Annotated in this window: 23 protein-coding genes and 1 riboswitch; of the genes, 12 read left to right on the top strand and 11 right to left on the bottom strand. The window is 73.1% G+C overall.

The features are described from left to right. Nucleotides 1-32: 32 nt before the first annotated feature. A complete protein-coding gene (locus LADH09A_RS00905; RefSeq protein ID WP_238642813.1) occupies nt 33-1,703 on the top strand; it encodes a CDP-glycerol glycerophosphotransferase family protein in 1,671 nt (556 codons plus the stop codon). Between the two features lie 4 nt (nt 1,704-1,707). Here the strand turns inward: LADH09A_RS00905 and LADH09A_RS00900 are convergent, their stop codons facing one another. After that, nucleotides 1,708-2,499, bottom strand: a complete 792-nt coding sequence (locus LADH09A_RS00900) for an alpha/beta fold hydrolase (RefSeq protein WP_274528776.1) — start codon at nt 2,497-2,499, stop codon at nt 1,708-1,710. Between the two features lie 94 nt (nt 2,500-2,593). Between LADH09A_RS00900 and LADH09A_RS00895 the strand changes: the two genes are divergently transcribed. Continuing rightward, nucleotides 2,594-3,625 carry a hypothetical protein gene (locus LADH09A_RS00895; RefSeq protein WP_238642812.1) on the top strand — a complete coding sequence of 344 codons (1,032 nt, stop codon included), beginning with the start codon at nt 2,594-2,596 and terminating at the stop codon, nt 3,623-3,625. Nucleotides 3,626-3,749: 124 nt separating this feature from the next. On the opposite strand, the gene LADH09A_RS00890 is transcribed toward LADH09A_RS00895, so the two are convergent. The 4 genes from LADH09A_RS00890 to LADH09A_RS00875 form a co-directional block, all read right to left on the bottom strand. Then, nucleotides 3,750-4,598: a C39 family peptidase gene (locus LADH09A_RS00890; RefSeq protein ID WP_238642811.1), complete on the bottom strand. Its 849-nt coding sequence runs from the start codon at nt 4,596-4,598 to the stop codon at nt 3,750-3,752. Between the two features lie 234 nt (nt 4,599-4,832). After that, a riboswitch (cyclic di-AMP (ydaO/yuaA leader) is annotated at nt 4,833-4,974 on the bottom strand. A 284-nt stretch (nt 4,975-5,258) separates the two neighbouring features. Beyond that, nucleotides 5,259-6,029 (bottom strand): hypothetical protein, encoded by a 771-nt coding sequence (locus LADH09A_RS00885; RefSeq protein ID WP_238642810.1) that lies wholly within the window; start codon nt 6,027-6,029, stop codon nt 5,259-5,261. A 130-nt stretch (nt 6,030-6,159) separates the two neighbouring features. Beyond that, nucleotides 6,160-6,546 carry a hypothetical protein gene (locus LADH09A_RS00880; protein ID WP_238642809.1) on the bottom strand — a complete coding sequence of 129 codons (387 nt, stop codon included), beginning with the start codon at nt 6,544-6,546 and terminating at the stop codon, nt 6,160-6,162. Nucleotides 6,547-6,640: 94 nt separating this feature from the next. Continuing rightward, nucleotides 6,641-7,936 carry an acyltransferase family protein gene (locus LADH09A_RS00875; RefSeq protein ID WP_238642808.1) on the bottom strand — a complete coding sequence of 432 codons (1,296 nt, stop codon included), beginning with the start codon at nt 7,934-7,936 and terminating at the stop codon, nt 6,641-6,643. A 288-nt stretch (nt 7,937-8,224) separates the two neighbouring features. Between LADH09A_RS00875 and LADH09A_RS00870 the strand changes: the two genes are divergently transcribed. Further along, nucleotides 8,225-9,430 carry a glycosyltransferase family 2 protein gene (locus LADH09A_RS00870; protein ID WP_238642807.1) on the top strand — a complete coding sequence of 402 codons (1,206 nt, stop codon included), beginning with the start codon at nt 8,225-8,227 and terminating at the stop codon, nt 9,428-9,430. 133 nt (nt 9,431-9,563) lie between these two features. Further along, entirely contained in the window at nt 9,564-10,616 is a 1,053-nt protein-coding gene (pseI, locus tag LADH09A_RS00865) for a pseudaminic acid synthase (RefSeq protein WP_238642806.1), read from the top strand. A gap of 235 nt (nt 10,617-10,851) precedes the next feature. Here the strand turns inward: pseI and LADH09A_RS00860 are convergent, their stop codons facing one another. From LADH09A_RS00860 to LADH09A_RS00845, 4 genes are read right to left on the bottom strand one after another with little or no spacing between them, the layout of a single operon-like run. Beyond that, entirely contained in the window at nt 10,852-11,298 is a 447-nt protein-coding gene (locus LADH09A_RS00860; RefSeq protein ID WP_238642805.1) for a hypothetical protein, read from the bottom strand. Beyond that, complete coding sequence (locus tag LADH09A_RS00855) at nt 11,282-12,037, bottom strand: SDR family NAD(P)-dependent oxidoreductase (RefSeq protein ID WP_238642804.1); 756 nt, start codon at nt 12,035-12,037, stop codon at nt 11,282-11,284. The genes LADH09A_RS00860 and LADH09A_RS00855 overlap by 17 nt, the downstream gene beginning before the upstream one ends. Beyond that, nucleotides 12,030-13,484, bottom strand: a complete 1,455-nt coding sequence (locus tag LADH09A_RS00850) for an AMP-binding protein (protein ID WP_238642803.1) — start codon at nt 13,482-13,484, stop codon at nt 12,030-12,032. Before LADH09A_RS00850 ends, LADH09A_RS00855 begins: the two co-directional genes overlap by 8 nt. Further along, on the bottom strand, nt 13,481-13,732 hold the full coding sequence (locus LADH09A_RS00845; RefSeq protein WP_238642802.1) for an acyl carrier protein: 252 nt from the start codon (nt 13,730-13,732) through the stop codon (nt 13,481-13,483). The genes LADH09A_RS00850 and LADH09A_RS00845 overlap by 4 nt, the downstream gene beginning before the upstream one ends. Nucleotides 13,733-13,832: 100 nt before the next feature. On the opposite strand from LADH09A_RS00845, the gene LADH09A_RS00840 reads away from it, so the two are divergent. Further along, nucleotides 13,833-14,342 (top strand): GNAT family N-acetyltransferase, encoded by a 510-nt coding sequence (locus LADH09A_RS00840; protein ID WP_238642801.1) that lies wholly within the window; start codon nt 13,833-13,835, stop codon nt 14,340-14,342. 103 nt (nt 14,343-14,445) lie between these two features. On the opposite strand, the gene LADH09A_RS00835 is transcribed toward LADH09A_RS00840, so the two are convergent. Continuing rightward, nucleotides 14,446-16,185: a hypothetical protein gene (locus LADH09A_RS00835; protein ID WP_238642800.1), complete on the bottom strand. Its 1,740-nt coding sequence runs from the start codon at nt 16,183-16,185 to the stop codon at nt 14,446-14,448. 365 nt (nt 16,186-16,550) lie between these two features. Between LADH09A_RS00835 and pseB the strand changes: the two genes are divergently transcribed. From pseB to LADH09A_RS00800, 7 genes are read left to right on the top strand one after another with little or no spacing between them, the layout of a single operon-like run. Continuing rightward, on the top strand, nt 16,551-17,534 hold the full coding sequence (gene pseB / locus LADH09A_RS00830) for a UDP-N-acetylglucosamine 4,6-dehydratase (inverting) (RefSeq protein WP_238642799.1): 984 nt from the start codon (nt 16,551-16,553) through the stop codon (nt 17,532-17,534). Next, nucleotides 17,531-18,688 (top strand): DegT/DnrJ/EryC1/StrS family aminotransferase, encoded by a 1,158-nt coding sequence (locus LADH09A_RS00825; protein WP_238642793.1) that lies wholly within the window; start codon nt 17,531-17,533, stop codon nt 18,686-18,688. The genes pseB and LADH09A_RS00825 overlap by 4 nt, the downstream gene beginning before the upstream one ends. 10 nt (nt 18,689-18,698) lie before the next feature. Continuing rightward, the gene (locus LADH09A_RS00820; RefSeq protein ID WP_238642791.1) at nt 18,699-19,547 is read left to right on the top strand and encodes a hypothetical protein; all 849 of its coding nucleotides are present in this window, start codon (nt 18,699-18,701) and stop codon (nt 19,545-19,547) included. Next, a complete protein-coding gene (locus LADH09A_RS00815) occupies nt 19,537-21,360 on the top strand; it encodes a class I SAM-dependent methyltransferase (protein WP_238642789.1) in 1,824 nt (607 codons plus the stop codon). Before LADH09A_RS00820 ends, LADH09A_RS00815 begins: the two co-directional genes overlap by 11 nt. Nucleotides 21,361-21,416: 56 nt before the next feature. Continuing rightward, nucleotides 21,417-22,139: a cytidylyltransferase domain-containing protein gene (locus tag LADH09A_RS00810; RefSeq protein WP_308194444.1), complete on the top strand. Its 723-nt coding sequence runs from the start codon at nt 21,417-21,419 to the stop codon at nt 22,137-22,139. Beyond that, entirely contained in the window at nt 22,136-23,266 is a 1,131-nt protein-coding gene (locus tag LADH09A_RS00805; RefSeq protein ID WP_238642822.1) for a PseG/SpsG family protein, read from the top strand. The genes LADH09A_RS00810 and LADH09A_RS00805 overlap by 4 nt, the downstream gene beginning before the upstream one ends. 55 nt (nt 23,267-23,321) lie before the next feature. Beyond that, nucleotides 23,322-23,957 (top strand): alpha-ketoglutarate-dependent dioxygenase AlkB, encoded by a 636-nt coding sequence (locus LADH09A_RS00800; RefSeq protein ID WP_238642787.1) that lies wholly within the window; start codon nt 23,322-23,324, stop codon nt 23,955-23,957. A gap of 26 nt (nt 23,958-23,983) precedes the next feature. Here LADH09A_RS00800 and LADH09A_RS00795 read toward each other — a convergent pair whose 3' ends face one another. Then, nucleotides 23,984-24,502, bottom strand: a complete 519-nt coding sequence (locus LADH09A_RS00795; protein ID WP_238642785.1) for a TrmH family RNA methyltransferase — start codon at nt 24,500-24,502, stop codon at nt 23,984-23,986. Between the last annotated feature and the right edge of the window lie 296 nt (nt 24,503-24,798).

Genomic DNA, 24,798 nt, shown 5'->3' with positions numbered 1-24,798 from the left:
GCCCACGGCTGCGGAACCACGAACGGAGCGACATGCGCGGCGACCTGGTCCGAAAGCTGGCTGCCCGGTGCCTGAGCACAGGGCTGGCCGTGCTGGCCTTTGTCGTGTTGGCGCTCACCGGCGCCACCGGCTGGGGCCTGGCGCTGGCCGTCGCCGCAGTGGTCGCCTCGGCCGCCGAGCAGCGCATCCGCCCCAGCGCTGACCTCGTCGCGGAGACGACGCTGATCGCCGCCGCGGTCCTGGTGGGCTACTCGCGGCGGCTGGACGACGGGCTGGACCTCGCGCTGGTCGCCACCGCACTGGTCCTGCTGGGGCTGGTGCTGCTGGTGGGGCCCCTGCGGACGGCCGGCAACCTGGAGATCCGGTCGGCGAACCTGCCGGTGCGCGCCTGGACGCCGCTCCTCGCCGACCGGCTCGGCAGCGCCCTGCTCGCGCTGCTCACCGCCCTGGCACTCGCTGCCGCGCTCGCCCTTCCCGCCTGGGTGGCGCTGGCCGGCAGCCTGCTGGTCGGCGCGGGCACCGGTGCGGTCGCACTGGACCTGGCCCGGCGGCGGTTCCGGCCGAGCGCCGGAGGTGGGGCGGTGGGCCGGGCGCTGCGCCGGCACCAACCGGAGTTCCTGCTCTACTTCTCCGCGCCGCCCGGCTCGGAATACCAGGTCACCATGTGGCTGCCGTACCTGCAACGGATCGGCCGGCCGTTCCTGGTCGTGCTGCGGGAGCCGGAGTTCCTGGCCCCGATCGCCGCGGCCACCGACGCGCCGGTGGTCTACTGCCCCACCCTGCGGGCCATGGACGAGGCGCTGGTGCCGAGCCTGCGGGCGGCGTTCTACGTCAACCACGGCGCGAAGAACAGCCACTGCATCCGGTTCACCCAGCTCACCCACGTGCAGTTGCACCACGGCGACAGCGACAAGGCACCGAGCGCCAACCCGGTGTCGGGGATCTTCGACCGGATCTTCGTGGCCGGGCCGGCCGCCATCGACCGGTACGCCCGCGCCGGCGTGCAGATCCCCGCGGACAAGTTCGTGGTGGTCGGCCGCCCACAGGTGGAGTCGATCGAGGTACGCGCAGAGCCGGCGCGGGGGTTGGCGAACCCGACGGTGCTCTACACCCCCACCTGGACCGGGCACCACGCCGACGCCGACTACTGCTCGCTGCCGGTGGCCGAGGAGCTGCTGCGCCGCCTGCTGGCCCGCGGCGCGACAGTGATCCTGCGGGCCCACCCGTACACGGCGCAGAACCCGGCGTCGGCGCGACAGGTGGGCCGACTGACCGAGTTGCTGGCCGCCGACCGGGCCCGCACCGGCCGCCCGCACGTGTTCGGCGCGGCGGCCCGGGAGCTGAGCCTGACCGAGTGCGTCAACGCCTCCGACGCACTGGTCTCCGACGTGTCCGGGGTGATCTCGGACTACCTCTACTCCGGCAAGCCGTACGCGGTGACCGACATGGGTGACGCGGGCGACCGGTTCACCGAGCGGTTCCCACTGGCCGGTTCGGGCTACGTGCTGCGGCAGGACATGTCCAACGTGGACGCGGTGCTGACCGCACTGCTGGACACCGACCCGCTGGCCGCGGAGCGCTGGGCCACCCGCCGCCGCTACCTGGGTGACTTCCCGGCCGAGTCGTACGCCGAGGCATTCCTGAGCGCGGCCCGCCGGGAGCTGGAGCCGGTGGAGGACCTGGCCACGCCCGCACGGGTCTGACCGGTCAGCGGTACGCGTCCAGCAGCGCCAGGACGGCCGCCGGGTCCTCCACGTGCGCGTTGTGCCCGAGGCCGGGCAGTGTGGCGACCGGTACGCCGTACTCCTTGAGCTGTTCGTCGGTGACCATCGGGTCGTGCTCGCCGCGCGCCAGCACCACCGGCACGTCGGTGGCCGCAAGCAGCGCGGCCAGGTCGGGCTCGCCCACGGCGAACGCGGCCGGGTCCATGGCGAGGCGCCACCGGCCGTCGACCTGACGAAGACCGGCGTCCACCACCGGGTGGTCCGGCGGAACGAGGCCGGCGAGCCCGGAGACGCGCAGGTGGCGGCGGGCCGCCTCGGCGCGGGTGGCGAACCAGCTCACCGGCCGGTCGGCCAGTTCGGCGGCGCGGGTCAGCTCCACCGGTGACCAGACCGCCTTGATGCCCAGCCCGACCACCGCGTCCACCGGCGTCCCGGCGGCGCTGGCGGCCATCGCGAGGCCGACCACCCCGCCCAGCGAGTGCCCGAGCACGACGAGCCGGTCGTCGGGCGCGAGGGCCTGCGCGATCCGCTGGGCGAGGCCGGCGAAGGAGTACGACGGCAGCGGCGGCGCCCAGCCGTGGCCGGCCAGATCCGGTGCCAGCCACCGCCCGGGCCAGTGCCGCTCGAGGTGCGACGCCCAGGGCAGCCACACGTCGCCGGTCGCCCCCATGCCGTGCAGCAGCAGCAGGACCGGCCCACGGCCGGCGTGACCACCCGATTCATCCACCACGGCGGCAGTCTCCCACGGTTCACCGCCCGGTACGAGAGCCGTCATTCGCGCCACCCCCGCAACGTGAAGATCCACTGTAGAGTTCGGCGCCTGGACGAGGAGCGACACCTGTCGATTCCGTCGCGGAGAGGAGTCCACCGTGCTCACGAGGCATCGGTCCGCACTTGTCGCGGCCCTGGCGGTCGTCGCGCTCGGCACGACCCTGAGCGCCCCCGCGCTCGGCGCAGCCCCGAGCGGCGCCGAGTCGATCGTGGCGGCCGACCGGGTCCTGCGGGTCTACAACAACAACATCGAGAACCTGGTGGTGAACAACTCCGACGGCAGTTGCACCCGCATCTCCGGGCCGGACCACCTGAGCTCGATCCTGGTCGACGACGCCGGTCGCACCGGCACCAGCGGCGTGGTCGCGCCCGACATCCTGATCGTGCAACAGGTCCGCGGCACCGGCCAGGCCGAGGCGTACGCCGACCAGTTGTCGGCGAAGTTCGGCTACCCGGCGGGCAGCTACGGGGCGATCGTGGCGTGGAGCGACCCGGAGCCGTGGGGCAGCACGCACAGGTGCAGCTCTCAGGCGCTCGGTGACCTCAAGAAGAAGCAGACCAACGGCATCATCTGGAACAAGCGGACGCTGAGCCTGGCCAGCGGCGACGTCTCGAAGTACTGGAGCGCGGGCTGGCTCAAGCCGGGCACGGCGTACGCCAACGGCGCCGGGTGCACGCTGTACAAGCCGCCGAACAGCGACCCGGACAGCACCGACTTCCACAAGTGGAAGCGGACCAGCGCCATCGCGGCCCGGTTCACCATCAAGGCGACCGGCACGAGCGTGTTCGCCGCGACCATGCACCTGCCCCAGGAGAACCGGCAGAACGCCTGCGCCGGCGACGGCGACCGGGGCATCGCCAACACCGGCATCCACCTCGGCGCGGACGCGACCAGCCTGCTGAACGCCTCCACGATCCGTGTCGTGGGCATCGACGCGAACCGTACGGGCATCGGGGCCGGCACGTTGAGCGGCTACGGCATGACCGGCTACGGCTCCGAGGCCACCAACGGTTCCAGCAAGATCGACTACCTCTTCCTGAACGGCAGCGTGCAACCGTCCACGATCGACCACACGGTCGGCGGGACGAGGTCGAACCACCTAGCGCTGTACGGCTTCATCGCGTACTGAGCGCACAGCCGGCCTAAGTGCACAGCCGGCCTGACCGCGCAGCCGGCCGGCGGCACGGACGAAGACGCCACGGGCGCCGGCTCCTTGTGGGAGACGGCGCCCGCGGCGGTCCAGCGTGCCTGGGTCAGGCGGAGTAGCCCCGGCTGGCGATCCAGTTGGCCAGGTCGATCGTGGTGATCCAGTACGACGGGTCGGCCGGGTTCGCCGAGTCGGCGATCCGCACGGTGCGGCCGTTGTCCTTGTAACCCACGACGGCGATGTAGTGCCCGCCACCGTAGGAGTGCCAGCTGCCGTCGGTGTCGGTGGCGTCGCCGACGACGTTGGCGACCACGCCACGGCCGTCGGTGATGGCCGCGACGACGTCGGCCTGGAGCCGGTCCATCTGGGCCGGGCTGGGCGCGCCGGCGAACATCCGGGTCCGGTACGGGGAACCCTTCACCTCGGCGTTGAGCACCCGGGTGGTGTCCAGGGCCGAGTTGGTGCCCATCTCGGTGGTGCCCAGCTCGGCGCCGAGCTCAGCCTGGGTGCGGTCGATCCCGGCGGCGCTGAGCGCGTTACGGGTGGCTGCCGGACCGCAGTTGTAGTACGTGTTCTGCGCCTCGTAGTCGTAGTCGAGCACCTTCGTCGCGGGCGGCTTCGGCCGCTCCGGCTTACGCGTCAGGTCCGGGTTGCTGCTGGCCTTGGCCGCGGGCGACGCGGCGGTGGTGGCCGGGGCGGCGCTGGTCGCGGCGGCGCTGGCCGACGGCGACGCCTCACGCACCTCGTCGCGGGAGGCGGCGACGTCGCTGCGCATCTCGGCGACCGTGGTCGCGGTGCGCTGGCCGGCCGGGGCGTCGTCGGCGGTGGTGAGCAGGGCGCCGGTGGTGGTGGCGATCGCGAGGGCCGCGGCGGACGCGGCGACGATCTGGTACGGACGCTCGGTGGCGAGGCGGCGGAGCTGACGCTTCAGGGTGTGCTTCACGGGGTCCTCCACGGATCGGGGGGTGAGCGGCACACCGGGGGCCGGACCGGCATCCGGGCAGGCGCCAGCGCGCGGACGATGGTCCGCGAATGGTGAACCGCTCAGGGGAACGCCCGGGCGAGGCCGGGCGGTTAGGCGATGACCCGGGGGGTCAGCTCACCGTCACTGGACGGATGAGCGGGGGCACCGCTACGCCGTGGAGGCGAAGGAACAACCGAGGGGTGGAAAGGTGCTGCACGAGGATGGAACTCCTTCCGACACCGCCTACCGGGTTAGCTGACGGATTCGGGCGGGAAGATCGCCCTACCGCGGGCCGTGGCTCGCGGATTCACCCCGGACTTACTGATGGGTCCCCGGTTCGTTCATCACGATTGAGCGGGTCGGCGCGGCGTCGCCTCTTGCGATCGGTTACCGCACCGGACGGGACGACACTACTGGCCCGTCCACACCCTGCCAAGCCAGGTTCACCTGCGTAAACCCGAATTCACGCGGCAATTTCTGCGCGTATTGCCGATGACGTGACTCGATGGGACAAGCGGTTACGGTGACGCCAACGGGCGACAACCGGACAGGTCGCCGAGAATGCGGCCACAATCCCGGGAACAATCGGGCCGATCGTGCCGGACGACCGATTCGAGTGCGGCGTGACCCGGCTCACGTCACGGATCGGGCTCAACTCGCCCGGACCGGGCGCCACCGTGCCGCGACGGCGGGTCGGAACACCCCGGACGCCGCCCGTCGAGCGGGCAGCGGGGCCGGTCGCAGCCGGGCCGCCGCCGCGTACGCCTCCGCGGTGAGGGCCCGCGCCGACTCGGCGGCCAGTTCCGCGTCCCGCCACGCGGCCCGCTCCCGTTGGGCGGCAGCCTGGTAGTCGGCCCGTCGCGCGTCCCGGATCACCCGGCTGAGCAGCACCTCCTGCTCGACCGGGTGCCGGCACGGATCCCAGCCGCGCCGGTGCGCGAACACGTCACCGAGCTGCGCCATGGTCAGGTCACCCCGCCAGTACGCCGCCATCGCCGCCCGGTGCAGATAGCGTTCCCGGGCGGCGTACTCGGCGGGGGTGCGGGGGGTGTACGGGGTGGGCAGCGCCCCGGCACCCGCGAAGCGACGGGCGGCGGCGTCCGCCTCGTCGTACCCGCCCCAGGCCCGCTCCATCTCCTCCTGAGCGGTCAGCCAGGCAACACGTCGCCGCTGTGCGGTCCTGGTCGCACCGGCCGCCGCGACGGCCACCTCCTCGGCGTACCGGTGCAGGTCGACGGCCTCGGCGGCGGCCACCTCCCGAGCGGTGGGCGCCGCGGGAAGCGGATCGTCCGGCAGCCGGTCGCGCTCGGGCCGGGCGACCAGCAGGGCGAGCAGACCCAGGGTCAGCAGGAACAGGGTCGACCAGATGGCGGCGGCCTGCGGCACCTCGGTCACGAACTGGTAGAAGACTGCGGTCTTCATGGTCGGCACCTCGGGGAGAGAGCAGCGCGATGGGGAGCGGCACCGGCCACCTGGCCACGGCGGAGCACGGGTCGGTGGGGCGGTGCGGATGGGTCGACAGGCGCGGCAGCGGGACGCTCGTCCCGGTGGCTCAGCGCCCGGGTGGGGCCCGTGGTGCCCGGCTGCTCGGGCCGTCGGTGAGGGGCAGTCGGTCAGGCCCGGCCGCGCGCACCGGCAGCGCGCCGGTGGCGATGGCGCCCCGGCCGCCGGGCGGCGCGGGCTGAGCGTCGTCGGACCAGGCGGCCGATGACTCCTCGACGGCCCCCTCGGGGACCGCCTGGGCCGCGTGCGCGGCACCCGCCGAGGAGCTGAACGGGCAGGACGCCGGAAGTGCACCGAGGGCGAACGGAGGTGGCACAGCGGCCGAGATCGGGCCCGCGCCAAGCGCCAGGGCCGCGACGACGGCGAGGCTGGTCAGCACCCGCGTCGCCCAGCGCGCCACCCACCACAGCGGACAGGTGATCGCGACCGGAAGCACGTTTCCACGCTACCGCCGTGCCGACCCGTGCGCACCGACCACGGGCGTGTCGGCTTTCGCCGCGCCGAACCCCCGCTGAGCAGGGTGGACGGTGTCAGCGCGAGTCGACGTACGGTGATCGACCGCCGCTCTGGTCACCCTCGCCGGCGGCCTCGGCCTGTGGCCCGGCGGCGTCTGCCTGTGGGCCGGCGGCCACGGGCTGCGGGCCGGCGGCCTCTGCCTGCGGGCCGGCGGCCACGGGCTGCGGGCCGGCGGCGTCGGATCCGGCAGTGCGTTGTCGGGGGACGGGCGCCGGTCGGGCCGGACGGCGCGGCGCGAGCCGACGCATCATCGGGGTCTCGACGTAGCGGTGCAGCAGCCCGGCGAGGACCAGGTTCGCCACCAGGAAGCCGAGCACCACGACCGGGCCGCGCCACCCCGGGAACCCGGTCCCCCAGTCACCGCTCCAGCGCAGCACACTCGTCATCACCAGCACGTGGACCAGGTAGAAGGCGAAGGAGACCTCTCCGAGCCAGACCAGCGGCCGGGACCGCCACGGCGACCGCCTGTCCCGCACGTCCGCGTCCGCGGCGGCGGTGATCACCAACAGGTACGCGACCGCCAGCAGGGTGGTCCACAACTCCGCACGGATCCACTGGGTGGCTGCCACCCAGGTGCCCAGGAAGATCAGGGAGGCGGCGGTCAGCCCCGGGCCGCGCCACAGACCCCGGCGCATCAACTCGGCCGCCACCGCGCCCAACCAGAACTCCAGTGACCGCACCGGCGGGAAGATCTGGGTGAACCACCACCGGCTCACCTCCGGCACCAGTTGCTGGGCCGGCCAGAGCGCGAGGATCAGCAGTGGCAGCGCGACGATCAGCACCCAGAGCAACCTCGGCCGGGCCCGGCGCAGCAGGGGCAGGGCCAGCGGCAGGCACAGGTAGAAGAAGAACTCGCAGGACAGCGACCAGCTCACCGTGTTGATGCTGTAGAACCAGCCGGGCCGGGGATCCCAGGCCTGCAACAGCAACAGGTTCTCCAGCGCGGCCGCCGGCAGGACCGGGTCGGTGAACCACCAGGCGACCAGCAGTGTCGCCCCGAACAGCACCAGGTGGTTGGGGTAGATCTTGGCGATCCGTCGCCGCCAGAAGGTGCGCCGGGAGTCGCCGTCCCGGGCCGACCAGACCAGCACGAAACCGCTGAGGATGAAGAAGAACTGCACCCCGGACAGGCCGAGGGTGAACAGCGCGTCGACCACCGCCTTGTAGTCCGGCTCGGCGATGATCCGCATCGTGCCGGCGTGGAAGCCGAAGACCAGTAACGCGGCGATCCAGCGCAGCCCGGTCAGCGAGGGCAGCCGGGCTGACGCGAGGGCTGGCCGGTCCGCCGACACCGCGGGAGCGCTCGTCATGCCGGGATCCCGAGGCTCGGCAGGGTCACCAGCACGTTCGAATCCTCCTCGGCGCGGCGTCGGACGGCGCGACGGCGACGCCCGCGACGGCCCAGCAGGGCCGCACCGAGGCACCCTACCGGGTCACTCCCGGGTGAACCGGACGTGTCCCACCCGTCATCCCCCTGCCTTCGGCAGGCGTCGGCCGGCCGTCGTTAACCTTCCGTCGGGCGGGAGTTCAGAGACTCCACCACCGGCGGCCACGCCGGGTTCCGGGGCCGGCCACCCTGGTCGCCGAAGGTGGCGAGCGTGGTCAAAGAGCCGACGCATGCACCGCTGCTGAGCATCGTCGTGCCCGTGTACGGCGTCGAGGCGTACCTGTACCAGTGCCTCGAGTCGATCCGGGCCGACGTCCCGGCGGGCGAGTCGGACGCGGTCGAGCTGATCGCCGTCGACGACGCCTCCCCGGACGGCTGCGGCGACATGCTCCGCGCCTACGCCGCCGGCCGCGAGGGCGTCCGCGTCGTACACCTGAGCAGCAACGTGGGTCTGGGCCTGGCCCGCAACGCCGGGCTCGACGTCGCCACCGGCCGGTACGTCTGGTTCGTCGACAGTGACGACTGGGTGCCTCCGGGCACGATCCCGGCGGTGCTGGACCGGCTGCGCCAGCACGAGCCGGACGTGCTGATGCTGGACCACCTGCGGGTGCACGAGGACGGTCGGCGGGAGGTCGACGCGAGCAGCCACCTGCTGCGCGCGATCCCCGGCGTCAACCGCCTGGACGACCAACCGCAGCTGTTGCGGGTGCAGCACACCGCCTGGAACAAGGTGGTCCGCCGGGACTTCCTGGACCAACTGGAGCTGCGGTTCTTTCCCGGCTGGTACGAGGACATCCCGTTCAGTCACCCCCTGCTGATCGGCGCCGAGAAGATCTCCGTGCTGGACCGGGTCTGCTACCTGTACCGGCAGGGCCGGCACGGGGCGATAACGTCCACGCGCAGCGGGCGGCACTTCGACGCGTTCGCCCAGTACGAGCGACTGCTGGACTGGGTCGCCCGGAAGCACCCGGACGAGCGGTTGCAGGCCGAGCTGTTCCAGCTGATGATCAACCACTACCTCGTGGTGGTGGGCAACGACGGTCGGCTGCACCCACACCTGCGGCGGGACTTCTTCCACCGGGCCGCCGAGCACTACCGTCGGTATCTGCCCACCAACGGTTACCCCCTGCCGCCGGGCGTGACCGGACTCAAGCACCGCCTCGTCGGGCGTGGTGACTGGCTGGCGTACTCGGCGCTGCGCCAGGCCCACCGGGTCGCTGGTCGCCTGCGCCGACCCGGCCCGGCCGGTGGCGTCGACAGCGGCGCCGGCCCGGCGGGTGGCGTCGACAGCGGCGCCGGCCCGGTCGCCGCCGACGACGACCCGGGCCGGGGTACGGGCACCACGACAACGGGCGACGCAGGGCTCGCCGTGGCCACCGGTCGGCGCGACGCGCTCGCCGGGAGCCGCCGGCCGTGACCGCACCCACCGCACACCACGCCGGAGGCCGGGTTGGCCTCCGGCGCCCTGGTTTTCCAGGTCGCCCGCCCACCGGTCGGACGACGACAGCACCACCGCACCCCGGTGCGGGCATCCCTGAGCAGAGGTCGGAATGACGGCGACAATCACAATCGGACCGCACGCGGTCGGGGCCGGGGAGCGACCGTTCGTGGTCGCCGAGATGTCCGGCAACCACAACGGCGATCTGAACCGGGCGCTGGCCATCGTCGACGCGGTGGCCGAGAGTGGTGCGCACGCGCTGAAGCTCCAGACGTACCGGCCGGACACCATCACCATCGACGTCGACACCCCGGCGTTCCGGATCTCCAGCGGGCACGAGCTGTGGGGCGGGGAGAACCTGTACCGCCTCTACGAGCGGGCGCACACCCCGTACGAGTGGCACGCCCCGATCTTCGAGCGGGCGCGGGAGCGCGGGCTGACCGTCTTCTCGTCACCGTTCGACGCGACCGCCGTGGAGCTGCTGGAGTCACTGGACGTCCCCGCGTACAAGATCGCGTCGTCGGAGCTGGTCGACCTGCCGCTGATCCGGCTCGTGGCCAGCACCGGCAAGCCGATGGTGATCTCCACGGGCATGGCGACGGTCGCCGAGATCGACGCCGCCGTACGCACCGCCCGTGATGGTGGCGCGGCGGGCATCGTCCTGCTGGCCTGCACCGCGTCCTACCCGGCGCCGCCGGCCGACAGCAACCTGCGCCGCCTGCCGGTGCTGGCCGGCGCGTTCGACGTGCCGGTCGGGCTGTCCGACCACACGCCCGGCATCGGGGTGGCGGTCGCCTCGGTGGCGCTCGGCGCCTGCTTCATCGAGAAGCACGTCACGCTGGACCGGGCCGACGGCGGCGTGGACTCGGACTTCTCGCTGAACCCGGCGGAGCTGACGGCCCTGGTCGCCGAGTCCGGCCGCGCGTACGCGGCACTGGGCGGCACCGCGATCGGCCCCACCCCGGCCGAGCGGGAGGGACTGCGGTTCCGCCGTTCGCTGTTCGTGGTCGAGGACGTGCGGGCCGGCGATCCGGTGAACGTCCACAATGTGCGGTCGATCCGACCGGCCGGCGGGCTGGCCCCCGTGGAGATCGACCGGGTGCTGGGCCGCACCTTCACCACCGACGTCCCCCGGGGCACCCCCCTGAGCTGGAACCAAATCTGACCGTCGCCCAAGCCCGGCCCGGCCCAATGCCGCCAGGCCGGGCCGGGCCGCGTTTGGCCGGGCCGCGTTTGGCCGGGCCGCGTTTGGCCGGGCCGCGTTTGGCCGGGCCGCGTCGATCATCGAGTTGTGGTGGGGGCTTACACCCCTGGTGTCCGCTATGCCCGGGCACCACAACTCCTTGATCGACGGCGCGGGGGGCGGGGCGCTGGGCGCGGGGGTGGGGTTGGGGTTGCTTTTACGGGCGGGGGGCGGGGCGGCGGTCGTTGGGTGTGAAGCCGACGGTGACCACCAGGTCGGCCAGCCACAGGGTCCGCCAGACCGCCGAGCCGTCCGCTGGCGTGCCCAGCCCGTGGCGACGCCACCACGCCGCCACCGGGACGTCGGCCAGCTTGCAGCAGCACTCGGCGCGGGTCCACCGCGCCCAGAAGTCCTCCACACCGAACCGGCGGGCCAGCGCCGGGGGCACCGGAGCGGCCAGGCGTTCCGCGTCGACGGCCACCCGCCATCCGGGTGTCGGCGGGCCGTACCAGCCGACGCAGCGCCCGTCGTCGAGGTGACTGCGGGTCAGCGCGTCGGTCAGGTCGGCGGGAGCGCCGATCCGCAGGTGCCGCTCGGCCGCGACGAGCAGACCGGGCACCGGTCGGGGCCGGACCAGCCGGTCCAGGTCAGATGGAGGCGGCACCGTCCACCACGATCACCTGGCCGTTGATGTTGGTGTGCTCGCGCAGCAGCATCCGTACGACCGGCACGACCTCCACCGGCTCGGTCAGGTGACCGGTCGGGGTGCGGCGCACGATCTGCTCGAGCTGCGTCGGGCCGAGCACGGCGGACATCTCCGAGGCGAAGAAGCCGGGCGCCACCGCGTTGACCAGCATCCGGCCGCCCAACTCCCGGGCGAGTGAGCGCGTGGCGGCGTCCATCCCGCCCTTCGTGGCCGAGTACGCGACCAGGCCCGGGAAGCCGCGCTGCGCGCAGATCGAGGTGATGTTGACGATCCGCCCGCGTAGCCCCTTGCCGAGCATCCGGCGGACCACCAGCCGGGTCAGTTGCAGCGGGGCGGTCAGGTTGGTCTCGATGATCCGGGCGATGTCGTCGTTGGCGGTGTGCACGTGCAGGGAGTCCTGCCCGATGGCGGCGTTGTTGACGATGCCGTCGATCGGGCCGAGGCGCTGCTCCACCTCGCGGACGAAGCTCTGCGCGGCGCGCAGGTCGGTGACGTCCACCGAGCCGACACACACCTGGTCGGGATGCTCGGCGGTGAGTTTCTCCAGCTCCGGGGTGACGGTACGGGCGAACGCGGCGACCCGTACGCCGGCGTCGAGCAGGTCGGTGACGATGGCCAGGCCCAGCCCCCGGGAGCCGCCGGAGACGAGGACCACGGAGCTGGGTGGGACGAGCTGGGTGTCGGCGGGGTCAGACATCGCTCTTCAGGGTCTCCTTGACGGGAATCTCGGTCAGCACGCGGATCCGGCGTGGCACCGCGTGCTCGGGAAGCCGGTCGGCGCACCAGCGGACCAGCGCGGCCTCGTCGGGCACGCCGGCCGCCGGACGCCCGGCCGGGTGCCCGGCGGGGTCAGTCTGGCCGGCGGAGTCCGCGGCCTCGGTGGAGCCGACGGCCTCGGTCAAGCCGGCGGCGACGGCGGGGTCGGCGGCCTCGATCGAGCCGGCGACGGCGACGGCGACGGCGGCGACGGCGACGGCGACGGCATCGGCATCGGCATCGGCGGTCGGGGCGGCGGGGGTGAGGACCACCTCGGCGACCACCATCCGGCCGAGCACCGGTGCGCGGCGGCCGGTCACGCGGGCCCAGGCCACCGCCGGATGTCCGGAGAGCACACCACGGACCACACCGGCGGAGACCTTGCTGCCACCGACGTTGATCTCGTCGGAATCCAGTCGGCCGGTGATCAGCACCCGGCCGTCGAGCACCTGCACCCGGTCACCGGTGCGGATCGGGCCGGCCAACCCGGCCCCGTGGTGCGGGGAGGTGACCACCAGCTCGTCGTCGCGGACGGAGAGCGTCGGCCGGCCCGGGGTCTCGCGGTCCAGCCAGTCGACCGGGAAGCCGGCCCGCCCGTCGTGCACCACAATGGACGCCCCCACCTCGGAGGACGCGTAGATCCAGGAGATCCGGGCCGTGGGGAAGACGTCGCGGAGCTGGTCGAGGATGGCCTGGTCCACCGGCTCACCACCGAGGGTGATCTGGCGCAGCGGCACCCGGGCCAGCGCGGCGGCGTCGCGGTAGAGGGTGCGACGCCAGAAGGTGGGCGTGCCGGAGGCGGCGTCGACGCCGTGCGCGGCGGCAACCGCGGGCCAGTCGTCCAGCTCGTCGGGCTCGACCACCACCAGGTGCTGACCGGGCTGGGTCAGCGACAGGGTGACCACCTGCCACCAGGCGTACGTGCCGGGGGCGTACGGGCAGAGCCACGTCCGGTCCGGCTGGTCGGCCCGCACGGTGGTCAGCGTGTCGAGGGTGTGCCCGACCCGTTTGGGACGCCCGGTCGAGCCCGAGGTCAGCAGCCACAGCCGGCCGGGCTCGGCGGCGCGCGGCCGGGCCGGGGGGTTCGGGTGTACGCCGTCGCCGTCGAGGACGCTCACGGTGAACCCGGCTTCGCGCAACTCCGTACGCATCTGGGCGTCGACCCGACTCGCGGTGCTCAGCAACAGCTCGGTGCCGTACGCCGCGTGCTGCCGGGCGGCGGCGAGCGCGTGCAGGGCGGAGTGGGCGAGCACCGCCGCGGGGTCGGGCAGGGTGGGCAGCGGTAGCGAACGCCAGGTCGTCGTGGCACCACCGACGACGAGCCGGTTGTCGAGGCCGGCCGGCTCCGGGTGCGTGGGTGTGGGGTGGCCCGCCGTCGCGACGGTCACTGGTGCTGTAGCTCGACGAGGAAGTCGAGGACGTCGGAGACGGTGGCGATGCGGCGCAGGCCGGGGGCGTCGAAGTTGAGCTCCTCCCCCGTCTCGTCCTCCACCCGCAGCGCCAGCTCGGAGAAGTCGAGCGACCGGAAGCCGATCTCCCGCAACTGCGCCGAGTCGTCCTCGGGCAGCTCCTTGTCCTGGTTCTTCAGCACCTGAGCCATGAGGTCGCGAATCTGCGAGCGACTCAATTCGTTCATGCGCCGCAGTCTACAACCCAACGAATGCATATCTGCTTTCCCGGTAGGCCCAGGTAAGGTGCTCCGACCGGACGTGAACAGTTAAGAAAGCGAGACGCACGTGCTGCGCGAAGCGACGGCGGACGACGTTCACCTGATGTTGTCCTGGCGTAATCAGGAAACGAACCGCCAGGTCAGCAAGACCAGTCACGAGATCACCGCCGAGGAGCACGCCCGGTGGTGGTCGGCGGTCCGTGGCGACCCGTCCCGGCGGGTTCTGGTGTACGTCCGCGAGGACCTGCCCTGCGGTGTGGTCACCTTCTTCGACCTGCGGTTGGAGAGCCCTCGATCGGGTGCGTGGGGCTTCTATCTCGACGCCGACGGGCTGGACCGGCGGGGCGAGACCCTGCCCGCCTGGCTGGGGGTCATGCGGGAGGCCGTCGAGTACGCCTTCGACGGGCTGCACCTGGACCGACTCGACGGTGAGGTGCTCGCGCACAATGTCGTCGTACGACAGATGAACCGGCGTTTCCGATTCGTCGAGGGGACTCCCCGGCAGGAGCTGTCCGACGGCCGGGAAATCACGGTCATCCCGATTTCACTGGCCCGCGCCGACCGCCGCCAGCGCTGATTGCCGCACATATTTCCACTGCCGACCGAAACCATTAACCGACAGTGCCCCCGACGGACATCCGTCGTTCACGGACAGCGTTCTCCGCCGGGGGCGCGGCGGGTCAGACTCGTCGCCAGGCCGCCCAGTGCTGCACCGGGTTGCCCCCGAGTCGGACGAAGCCGTACGCGGTGCCGTCCCAGTCGTCGGCCTGACCGGGTGCCCACCGGGCGAACACCACCTGCGCCGCGGCCGGCGGCTCCTGGTCGCCGAACCACCGGACGTCGGTCCAGGTCACCTGGTGGCTCAGGTTGAACCGCATGATGTAGTGGACGCCGGTCGAGGCCCACACCCGCTCGCCGGGGCGCACCCGGACGTCGGCGACCCGGGGCGTCGGCGCGCTGCTCGCGACGAAGGGCCGCACCATCCGTTGGTCGATCACCTGCATGGTCACGAGGTTGGCCACCACGAGGACGCCGAGCACCGGCATCCGCAGCCGGGGCACCAGCACGGCTGCGGCGACGAGCAGCAGCAGGCCGGCGATGCCGACCAGGGACCCGACGACCGGTCGCATCTCCCGCCAGCTCCCGGTCAACGCCATCAGGTCCGGTGCGCCGAAACCGCCGTAGCGCAGGTAGTTTCCGCGACTGGCCACGTACGCGAGCCGGACGGCGATCAGGGCGCCGCCGCCGACCAGCAGGGCCACCGCGACGGTGGCCCGGCGCAGGACCACCCGGCGGCCGGCGGTGAGCAGCACCCCGAGCCCGACCAGCAGCCAGAACGGCGCCAGCATCTGCACGTAGCGGCCGTAGATCGCATCCAGGGGCTTGCCGGTGATGCCGGCCAGGATCACCGACGCGCCGCCGGCCACCCCGACGGTCACCACCAGCGCCACGCCCATCGTCCAGCGGGCGGCGTCACCGTGCTGTGGGCGCCACAGCTCGCGGACGGCGGCGGCCCAGGCCACCCCCGCCATCCCGAACGTGATCACCACGAGGTACCAGAGCTGGGTGGTGACGCCCGCGCCGACGCGGACCACCCCCTGGACGGAGGCGACCGCCTCGACGGTGCCACCGCCGGGCGTGCTGCCGAGCAGGTAGACCTTGTCGCCGAGGTAGCGGATGGCCGCGGCGTTGACGAGCGCCATGGCGAGCACCGGCAGCAGCGCCGCGAGGATCGCGGGCGGGCCGACCCGGCGGCGGGCGAACAGCAGCAGGACCAACCCGGCGTGCACCGCCACGATCACCAGGCCCCGGGAGTGCAGCAGGTGGAACCCGCCGACCAGCAGACCGACGGTGGCGGCGGCGAGCGGACCGGGCCGCTCGATCCAGCGGTGCACGGCGAGCAGCCAGGCGACCACCAGCGGGGCCATCACCGTGTCGATCATGGCGACGCCCGCGTAGAAGGCGGTGGCCGGCAGCGTCGCCGCCGCGAGCGCGCCGAGCAGCGCGTACGACCGGCGCAGCCGCAGCAGGCGGCGACCGAGCAGGTACGCCAGCGGCAGCAGCGCCGAGTTCACCATCGCGTTGATCAGCTGGACGAGCCGGTAGCTGTCGCTGAAATCCCGGTCCCCGAGGAACGCCGGCGAGATCAGCATCGGGTAGCCGACCCGGCGCAGCAGGTCGTTCTCGCTGCTGAAGCCACCCGGCCCGCCGGCCAGCGCGCGGGCGGTGTTCAGGTAGCTGTCCTCGTCGGTGTGCGCGATCGGCATCACGATGTGCCGGGACAGCCACATCCGCCAGGCGACGCTGAGCACCCAACCGACGACCAGCAGCAGTGGCACCAACCAGCGCCGCGCGGGTGTGGCGTCGGACGTCGCGGCCAGCACCTCCGGCCGTTCGATCACGTCGCTACCGGATGCCATCAACGCCTCCAGAGTTGCCAGCCGGACCGGGCCCGCGCGAACCCGGCGGGCAGGTGGGCCCGCGTCGGTGACGCTCGGGGTGAGCCGTCCGCACCGGGCTGGTGCGGAGGTCGGGTGAACGCGGTGACCGGCTGGGAACGTGCCGCCGGGGCCACTCGCGCGGTCACTGTAACGGCCCAATGTGGCCAGGTCAGGCCCGTTACGGGAAGGCCGGAAGTGTTCGCCTGCGCGGTGCCCGGCATTCACAGGAGCAGGGGTCGCGGTTAACCCGCGAGCGCCGGGGAGTTAACCCGCCATGGTTAGCGTCTCACCCCGGTCGGCCGGCCGAGGGCCGCCCGTTCATCCACGATCACGGGAGCACCAAATTGAGTGAGTTGAATGGATCGTCCATTCTGATCACCGGGGGAACGGGTTCCTTCGGCAGGACCTTCCTGCGGCACCTGCTCACCGAGGCCGACCCCGCCCGTGTGGTGGTGTTCTCCCGCGACGAGCTCAAGCAGTACGAGCTGCGCCAGCAACTCGGCGACGACCCGCGCCTGCGCTGGTTCATCGGCGACATCCGGGACCGGCACCGCCTCACCCGGGCCATGCACGGGGTGGACCACGTGGTGCACGCCGCCGCCCTGAAGCAGGTGGACACCGCGGAGTACAACCCCTCCGAGTACATCGCCACCAACATCACCGGTTCCCAGCACGTCGTGGACGCCGCGATCGAGGCCGGCGTCAAGAAGGTCATCGCGCTCTCCACCGACAAGGCGTCCAGCCCGATCAACCTGTACGGCGCGACGAAGCTGGTCGGCGACAAGCTCTTCGTCTCGGCGAACCACTACGCCGCCCAGCACCCCACCCGGTTCGCCGTGGTGCGCTACGGCAATGTGGTGGGCAGCCGCGGTTCCGTCGTTCCGTTGTTCCGCCGGCTCGCCGCCGAGGGCAAGAGCCTGCCGATCACCGACAAGCGGATGACCCGCTTCTGGATCACTCTGGACCAGGCCGTGCAGTTCGTCATGGACTCGTTCGACCAGATGCAGGGCGGCGAGCTGTTCGTGCCGCGCATCCCGAGCATGCGCATCCTCGACCTGGTCGAGGCCGTGGCCCCGGACGCCACCACCCATGAGATCGGGATCCGGCCGGGCGAGAAGCTGCACGAGGAGATGATCGCCCCCGACGACAGCCGGCGGACGTTGCGCGCCGACGGCCGGTTCATTGTCCAGCCGACCATCGCCACCTGGGGCTACCAGCCGCCGGTCGACTGCGACCCGGTTCCGGACGGCTTCGCGTACCAGTCGGACACCAACGACGAGTGGCTCAGCGTCGAACAGCTGCGCGACATGCTCGGCATCGCCGCATGACGGGAATGCTCCCGTACGGCCGGCAGTCGGTCACCGAGGAGGATGTCGCCGCCGTCGCCGAGGTGCTGCGGGGCGACTGGCTCACCACCGGTCCGCAGGTGGAGGCTTTCGAGGCCGACCTCGCCGCGTGGACCGGTGGTGTCGGCGTCACCACCGTCTCCAATGGCACGGCGGCGCTGCACGTCGCGTACGCGGCCGCCGGGGTGGGCCCGGGTGACGAGGTGGTCGTACCGCCGATGACGTTCGTGGCGACGGCCAGCAGCGCGGCGGCTCTCGGCGCGAAGATCGTGTTCGCCGACGTGGAGGACGAGACCTTCTGCCTCGACCCGGCCGCCGCCGCCGACGCGGTCACCTCGCGTACCAGGGTGGTCTCCGCGGTCGACTACGCCGGCCACCCGGCGGACTACGACGCGTTGCGTACCTCGATGGAGGGCTCCGACGCGCTGCTGCTCGCCGACGCGGCCCACTCGATCGGTGGGACGTACCGTGGCCGGCCGGTCGGCTCACTTGCCGACCTGACCACCTTCTCGTTCTTCCCCACGAAGAACCTGACCACCGCCGAGGGCGGCGCGGTCGCCGCGCTCGACCCGGCCGTGCTCAAGCGTGCCCGCCGTTTCCGCACCATCGGCCTGGTCCGCGAGCGTGACGAGCTGCGCCACCCCGACGAGGGCGGCTGGCACCAGGAGGTGCACGATTTCGGGCTGAACTACCGTCTGCCGGATGTGCTCTGCGCACTGGGCCGCAGCCAGCTGCGGCGGCTCGGCGAGTTCAAGGCGCGACGCGACGCCCTCGTCGCCCGCTACGACAAGGCGCTGGCCGACCTGGACGGGGTGCTGCTGCCGACCCGCAGGTCCTGGGCCGACCCGGTCTGGCACCTCTACCCGATCCGCGTGCTCGACGGGCGTCGCCGCGAGGTGTACGACCGGATGCGGGCCGCCGGCATCGGCGTCCAGGTCAACTACCTGCCGGTGCACTGGCACCCGGTCTTCGCCGACCTGGGATACCGGCGTGGGTCCTGCCCGGTGGCCGAGCGTTTCTACTCCCAGCAACTGTCGCTACCGCTCTACCCGGGGCTCAGCGACACCTACCAGGATCGCGTCATCGACGCGCTGACCGCGGCCCTGCGGGCCGGCCCGGTGCGTTCCGCCGCCTGATGGGAACCTGATGCACCACGCCAACCACTTCTACGGCCACGCGCACGTGCTGGCCCGCTACGCCGGCCTCGGCGACCGGCACCCGCCGCGGATCAACGGGTACGTGCAGCACGGCTGGAACATCGGTGACGGCCTGGCCCCCGGTCACCCGTACGCCGAGCGCGCGCCCAGCCTGCTCTGGTCGGAACAGACCCGCCGCCGGGCCTGGTCGGTGGGGCGGCGAAACGTCGTCGTCATCGGCGCGCCGTTCGCCTACCTGCTGGCGATGCGGCCCGAGGACCCGCCGGCCGAAGAGCGGGAGGGCACCATCTGGTACCCGTTCCACGGGTGGGAGGGCCAGCACGTTAAGGGCGACCACCGGAAGTTGATCGCCCTGATCCGGGCCACCGAGCCCGGCCCGGTCACGGTCTGCCTGTACTGGCACGAGTACCGGATGCGCAACGTCCGCCGGCTCTACGAGCGGGCCGGGTTCCGGGTGATCTGCCACGGCTACCGGGGGCACTGGTGGAAGGACACCGACCCGGAGTTCCTCGACCGGCAACTCACCGAGCTGCGCCGTCACCGGCGGGTAGCATCCAACCGGTTGACCAGCGCGATCTTCTACGGCATCGCGGCGGGCTGCGAGCCGGCTGTCTACGGCGACCCGATGATCCTGTCCAACGAGGACCCGACCTTCGGTGGCACCGCCCGCATCCGGCGGCAGTGGCCGGAGCTGCACGGCACCGAGGTCGACCTGCCCACCGCGGTCCGGATCGCCCGCGCCGAGCTCGGCACCGACCACCGCTGCACGCCGGCCGAGCTGCGCGAGCTGCTCGGTTGGGCGCACCTCCAGGAGGAAGAGGACGACCGTGACGACTGAGACGGCACCCTCCGGCCGGATCACCCTGCCGGGCGGCGAGATGCTCGCCTGGTCCGACCTGCCGCAGAAGCGGTTGGCCGACGGTGGGCCCCTCGCCGCGCTCGCCACCCGACTCGTGCCGCCCGGCGCCCGGGTCCTGGTGGCCGGCCCGCACGACCCGGCCCTGCTCGACCAGCTCGGGCACGCCGAGGTGACCTGCCTGCTGCGCAGCCACCCGGACGCGGTCGCGCTGGCCCATCGAGCCGCCCAGGTGGTGGTGGGTGGCCCGGCCGGGCTGCCCGACGACGAGACGTACGACGTGGTGATCGCCGCCGCCGGCCTGGACCCGGTGGAGTCGGTGGAGGGCACCCGACTCGGCTGGGACGGCGTGCTGGCGCGACTGGTCGCCGCCGTCGCGCCGGGTGGCGCGCTGCTGCTGCGCCTGGACAACCCACTCGGCCTGCACCGACTCGTCGCCACCACTCCCTGGTACGCCGGCCGCGACGACTCCGCGTGGGTGATCGGCGGCGTCCTGGATCGCGGCCACCCGGCCAACCGGGACCAGCTACGCGAGCGACTCACCGAGGCGGGGCTGCGACCGGCCGCGTGCTGGGCCGCGTACCCCGACGCCGGTAGCCCGACGGCGCTGCTCGACGCCGACCACCTCGACCGGGACACCGGCTGCGGCCTCTTCGACGCCGTGCTGCACGGCGCGTGCGCGGGCGGCTTCACCAGCGACACCGTGCTGCAGGACCCGGCCCGGCTGGCGGTGGACGCGCTGCACGCCGGACGCGCCGCCGACCTCGCACCGGGCTGGCTGGTGCTCGCCCACCGGCCCGCCGCCGACCCCAGCGCACCGGCCGCCGACCAGGATCTGCCGGTGGCGCTGATGCAGACCGGGCGTCCCGGGAGCGGCGTGCTGGAGGTGCTGCACGGCCCGTCGGGGTGGCGCTGGGGGCACGCCGCCGCCACCGGCACGGAGGTGCCGGCCGCCGCGCCGTTCGCCAGCCGCGAGGCCGCGTACCGGGACGCGGATGCGCTGTCCGGGCCGGTGCCGGCCGGCCGGCTGCTGCGTACCCTGCTGCTCGACGCGGCCCTGCGCCGCGACCTGGCGACCCTGCGCACGCTGCTGGTCGGATACGCGGGCTGGCTCGCCGACCACGCCGACGGTGACGGCGGGATCGCCGGCGCGGCGGCGCTGGCTGCTACCGACAACGTGGTGGTCGACGGCGAGCGGTACGCGGTGCTCGACCCGAGCTGGCGGGCCACCGGCCCGTTGCCCGCCGACGTGGTGTTGGCGCGCGGGCTGTGGCGTTTCGCGGCGGCCCTGCTCACCGGCGGGTACGCCCACCCGTGGTCGTCCACTCTCGACGTCGCGGGTCTGACCGTGGTGCTCGGCGGCCTCGCCGGCCACGACCTGGATCGCGCGACGGTCGCCGCGGCGGTGGAGACCGAGGCCGCCGTCGCCGCCGCGCTGCACGGTCTGGACCGCGACGGCAGGGTCGACCTCGCCGCCGAGCTGCACGCCGTCACGCCGACCGACCCGCCGGTGGGTGCGGCGCGCAGCTACCAGCAGTTGCGGGAGGCGTGGCTGCGCCAGCGCGAGGAACTCGCCCGGCTGGCCGCACTGACCGCGTGGACCGAGGAACTGCTCACCTCGCGGGAACGCGCGCTGCGCCGGGCCGAGACGACGATCGGCCTGCTCAGCGGGTCGCTCAGCTACCGGGTGGGTCGACTCGCCATCACCCCGGCCCGACTGGCCAAGCGGGGTGCCCGCGCCGCCAAGCGCCGGGCCACCGCGGCGCTCGCCCCGAAGCAGGAGGAGCAGCAGTGACCGGTGTACCGGTGCCCGGAACGGTCCCGACGGGCGGCGCCCACGCCGCGCCACGGATCGTCGGCATCGTGCAGGCTCGGATGGGCTCGTCCCGGCTGCCCGGCAAGGTGCTCCGTCCGCTCGCCGGGCGTTCCGTGCTGGGTCGGGTGGTACGCGCCGCCTCCGACAGCGGCGTCCTGGCCGACCTGGTGGTCGCGACCAGCACGGACCCGGTCGACGACGCCGTGGCGACCGAGTGCGAACGGCTGGGCGTGCCCTGCCACCGCGGGCCGGTCGACGACGTCCTGGATCGGTTCGTGGGCGCGCTCGCGGCGCACCCGGGCGACGCGGTCATGCGGTTCACCGCGGACTGCCCACTGCTCGACCCGGAGATCGTCACCCTGGTCGCGTCGGTGTACCGGGCGGTCCCCGGGCTGGACTACGCGAGCACGTCGATCGCCCGCACCCTGCCCCGGGGCCTGGACGTCGAGATCATCCGAGCGGAGACGCTCCGCACCCTGGGCCGGCTCGCCACCGACCACCACCGGGTGCACGTGACCTCGTACGCGTACACCCATCCGGAGCTGTTCCGGGTGCTCGGCGTGACGCTCACCCCGGACCGCTCCGCGCTGCGGCTGACCCTCGACACCGAGCAGGACTGGGCGCTGGTCAGCGCGGTCGTCGACCACTTCGGTGACGTCAGCGTGCCACTGGCCAAGCTCGCCGACTGGCTCGACGGGCAACCCCACCTGCGCGCGCTCAACGCCGACGTCCGGCAGAAGCAGCTGGAGGAGTCCTGAGCACGCCGCGAGTCGGGTTGCGCTGCGACGCCAGCCCACGGCGGGGCGTCGGCCACCTCGTCCGCTGCCTGGCGCTCGCCGAGGAGTTCCTCGCCCGAGGCGCCCACGTGACCGTGTTCGGCGCCGTCGAACGGCTCGACTGGGCGACCGCGGAACTCGCCGCCCGGGGCATCCCCCTGCACCCGGGCCCGGACTCGCCGGCCGAGCTGGTCGAGGCGGCCCGGCGACACCACCTGGACGTGATGGTCCTCGACTCCTACGAGCTGGACCCGGCCGGGGCGGGCGCCCTGCGCGCCGCCGGCGTGTACACCCTCGCCATCATCGACGGGGACAGCCGGGGTCAGGTCGCCGACCTCTATCTCGACCAGAACTTCGGCGCCGACCTGCCCGGGCCGGGGTCGGCAGCGGAGCTGACGGGGCCCGGGGCCGGGGCGGCGCTGACGGGGCCAGGTGCCCGGGGGGAGCTGCCCGGCCGGCTGCTAGCCGGCAGCGGGTACGCCCTGCTGCGCGACGCGGTGGTCACCGCCCGGCCGCCGGTCGCCCCGCCCGCCACGGCGGTCAGCCGACCCCGGGTGCTGGCCTTCTTCGGCGGCACCGACGCGGTCGGTGCGGCCCCGGTGCTGACCCGCGTGCTGGTGGCAACCGGTCACCCCATGGACCTCACGGTCATCGTCGGCCGACCCGAGACCGAGGCGGAGGTCGAGGACGTCACCCCCGGGCGCGGGCAGATCATCCGGCCGGTCCCGCCGACCACCTCGCTGCCGACCCTGATCACCGAAGCCGACCTGGTGGTCAGCGCCGCCGGCACCTCCACCTGGGAACTCTGCTGCCTGGGGGCACCCGCCGCGCTGGTGTGCGTGGTCGACAACCAACGCGAGTCGTACGCCCGGGTGGTGCGGCACGGCCTGGCCGCCGGCCTCGGCGAGCTGCCGGAGCTGACCGCCGGTGGCGTCGCCGGACGGGCCGCCCGCGCGACGGCGGCGCGGACCCTGCACGGGTTGCTCAGCTCGCCGCAGCGGCGCGCGACCCTCGCCGCGCGCGGGTGGTCCACCATCGACGGGCAGGGCCGGTCACGGGTCGTGGACGCGTTGTTCGACGCCGTACACGCCGCTGCCCTCCCCGGCTGACCGCCGACGGTTCGGGGCTAGCACGGGTGTACGAAAGGGCTGCTAGGGTGGCTGCATGACGCAGGCCGCCTACCAGCCGTCGATGCTCGACCTGGCCGACGCCGGGCCGACCCTGGGGCCGCTGCCCGGCCAGATCCGCCGGCACCAGCTCAGCCGGGGCGCCTGGCTCGACCACCTCCCCGGCTGGGTGCGCGGCTCCGACACGGTCCTCGACACCCTGCTCACCGAGGTGCCCTGGCGGGCCGAACGGCGCACCATGTACGACGCCGAGGTCGACGTGCCCCGCCTGCTCTGCTGGTACGACGGCGCGAGGCAACTGCCCCACCCCGTGCTCACCACCGCACGAGCGGAGCTGACCCGGCACTACGCTCCCGAGCTGGGCGAGCCGTTCGTCACCGCCGGCATGTGCCTCTACCGGTCCGGGCGCGACAGCGTCGCCTGGCACGGCGACACCATCGGCCGCTCGGCGCACACCGACACGATCGTCGCGATCGTCTCCTTCGGTGCTCCCCGGCCCCTGCTGCTGCGCCCCCGTGGCGGCGGCGAGAGCCTGCGTTTCCCGGTGGGCCACGGCGACCTGATCGTGATGGGTGGCTCCTGCCAACGCACCTGGGAGCACGCCATCCCGAAGACCGCCCGGCCCGTCGGCCCCCGGGTCAGCGTGCAGTTCCGCCCCCACAACGTCGCCTGACCTTGTCGGCGCCGCCCCGGCCTGCTCTACAGCAGGCCGGCGAGCTTGTAGAGGACCAGGGAGCCGGCTACCGCGACGTTCAGGCTGTGGCCGTGGCCGACCATCGGAATCTCCACCGCCGCGTCCAACTGGTCGAGCGCCTCGGGTGGGATGCCGGTCGCCTCGTGCCCCAGCAGCACGACGGTGCGGCCCCGGGCGGCGGGCAGGTCACCGAGCCGGACGGCCTCGTCGGCCAGCTCCACCCCGAGGACCCGGGTGCCGGTGGCCCGTTCGGCGGCCAGCCAGCGCAGCGGACTGCCGACGCGGTGGATGCAGCCCGGCTGGCGCAGCGTGTTGCCCCGGGCCACGGCCTCATCCACCCAGCGGAACGGAGGCACGGCGAGGCAGGCACCGACCGCGTCGCACGTACGCAACAGGGTGCCCAGGTTCGCGCCGTGCAGCGGCCAGAGTGGGGCGGCGATCAGGTGACCCCAACAGCGGTGTGGCCGGGGACGGCGGGCGGCGCGTAGCTCACGCCTCGGCCGGACCCGGATGGCGGCGCTCACGCCGCGCCGGCGACTCCGCCGGACAGAGAAAAAGTCATGTTGTGGGGTGCTTCGCGGTGCACCCGGACCCTCACCGACAACAGAGGGGGCCACCATACCGCGCTGGCGGACACCCTCACTGCCCACGATCGTGCTCGATCCAGGATCGAGTGGTATCACCGCGTCGTGAAACCACTACTTCCAGGATCGAGCACGATCTTCGGCGGCGTGAGCGACAAGATCCGCACAACATCAGGGAAACTGCTGCCTGCGGCACCCCGGAAGCAGCAACTTCCCCGAACCTGCGCGGATCTTGG

It is taken from the genome of Micromonospora cabrerizensis (genome assembly GCF_022230955.1).
GTDB classification, from domain to species: Bacteria; Actinomycetota; Actinomycetes; order Mycobacteriales; family Micromonosporaceae; genus Micromonospora; species Micromonospora cabrerizensis.
The sequence above is the reverse complement of the archived record's forward strand: the minus strand, read 5'-3'. Positions and strand labels throughout refer to the sequence as shown.

Excerpts from the sequence above, each read along its gene's own strand:
- LADH09A_RS00875 (WP_238642808.1), bottom strand. The coding sequence starts at position 7,936 with ATGACGAGCGCTCCCGCGGTGTCGGCGGACCGGCCAGCCCTCGCGTCA.
- LADH09A_RS00825 (WP_238642793.1), top strand. The coding sequence starts at position 17,531 with ATGACGGGAATGCTCCCGTACGGCCGGCAGTCGGTCACCGAGGAGGAT.
- LADH09A_RS00820 (WP_238642791.1), top strand. The coding sequence starts at position 18,699 with ATGCACCACGCCAACCACTTCTACGGCCACGCGCACGTGCTGGCCCGC.
- LADH09A_RS00885 (WP_238642810.1), bottom strand. The coding sequence starts at position 6,029 with ATGAAGACCGCAGTCTTCTACCAGTTCGTGACCGAGGTGCCGCAGGCC.
- LADH09A_RS00835 (WP_238642800.1), bottom strand. The coding sequence starts at position 16,185 with ATGGCATCCGGTAGCGACGTGATCGAACGGCCGGAGGTGCTGGCCGCG.
- LADH09A_RS00855 (WP_238642804.1), bottom strand. The coding sequence starts at position 12,037 with ATGTCTGACCCCGCCGACACCCAGCTCGTCCCACCCAGCTCCGTGGTC.
- LADH09A_RS00900 (WP_274528776.1), bottom strand. The coding sequence starts at position 2,499 with ATGACGGCTCTCGTACCGGGCGGTGAACCGTGGGAGACTGCCGCCGTG.
- LADH09A_RS00800 (WP_238642787.1), top strand. The coding sequence starts at position 23,322 with ATGACGCAGGCCGCCTACCAGCCGTCGATGCTCGACCTGGCCGACGCC.
- LADH09A_RS00905 (WP_238642813.1), top strand. The coding sequence starts at position 33 with ATGCGCGGCGACCTGGTCCGAAAGCTGGCTGCCCGGTGCCTGAGCACA.
- pseI (WP_238642806.1), top strand. The coding sequence starts at position 9,564 with ATGACGGCGACAATCACAATCGGACCGCACGCGGTCGGGGCCGGGGAG.
- LADH09A_RS00845 (WP_238642802.1), bottom strand. The coding sequence starts at position 13,732 with ATGAACGAATTGAGTCGCTCGCAGATTCGCGACCTCATGGCTCAGGTG.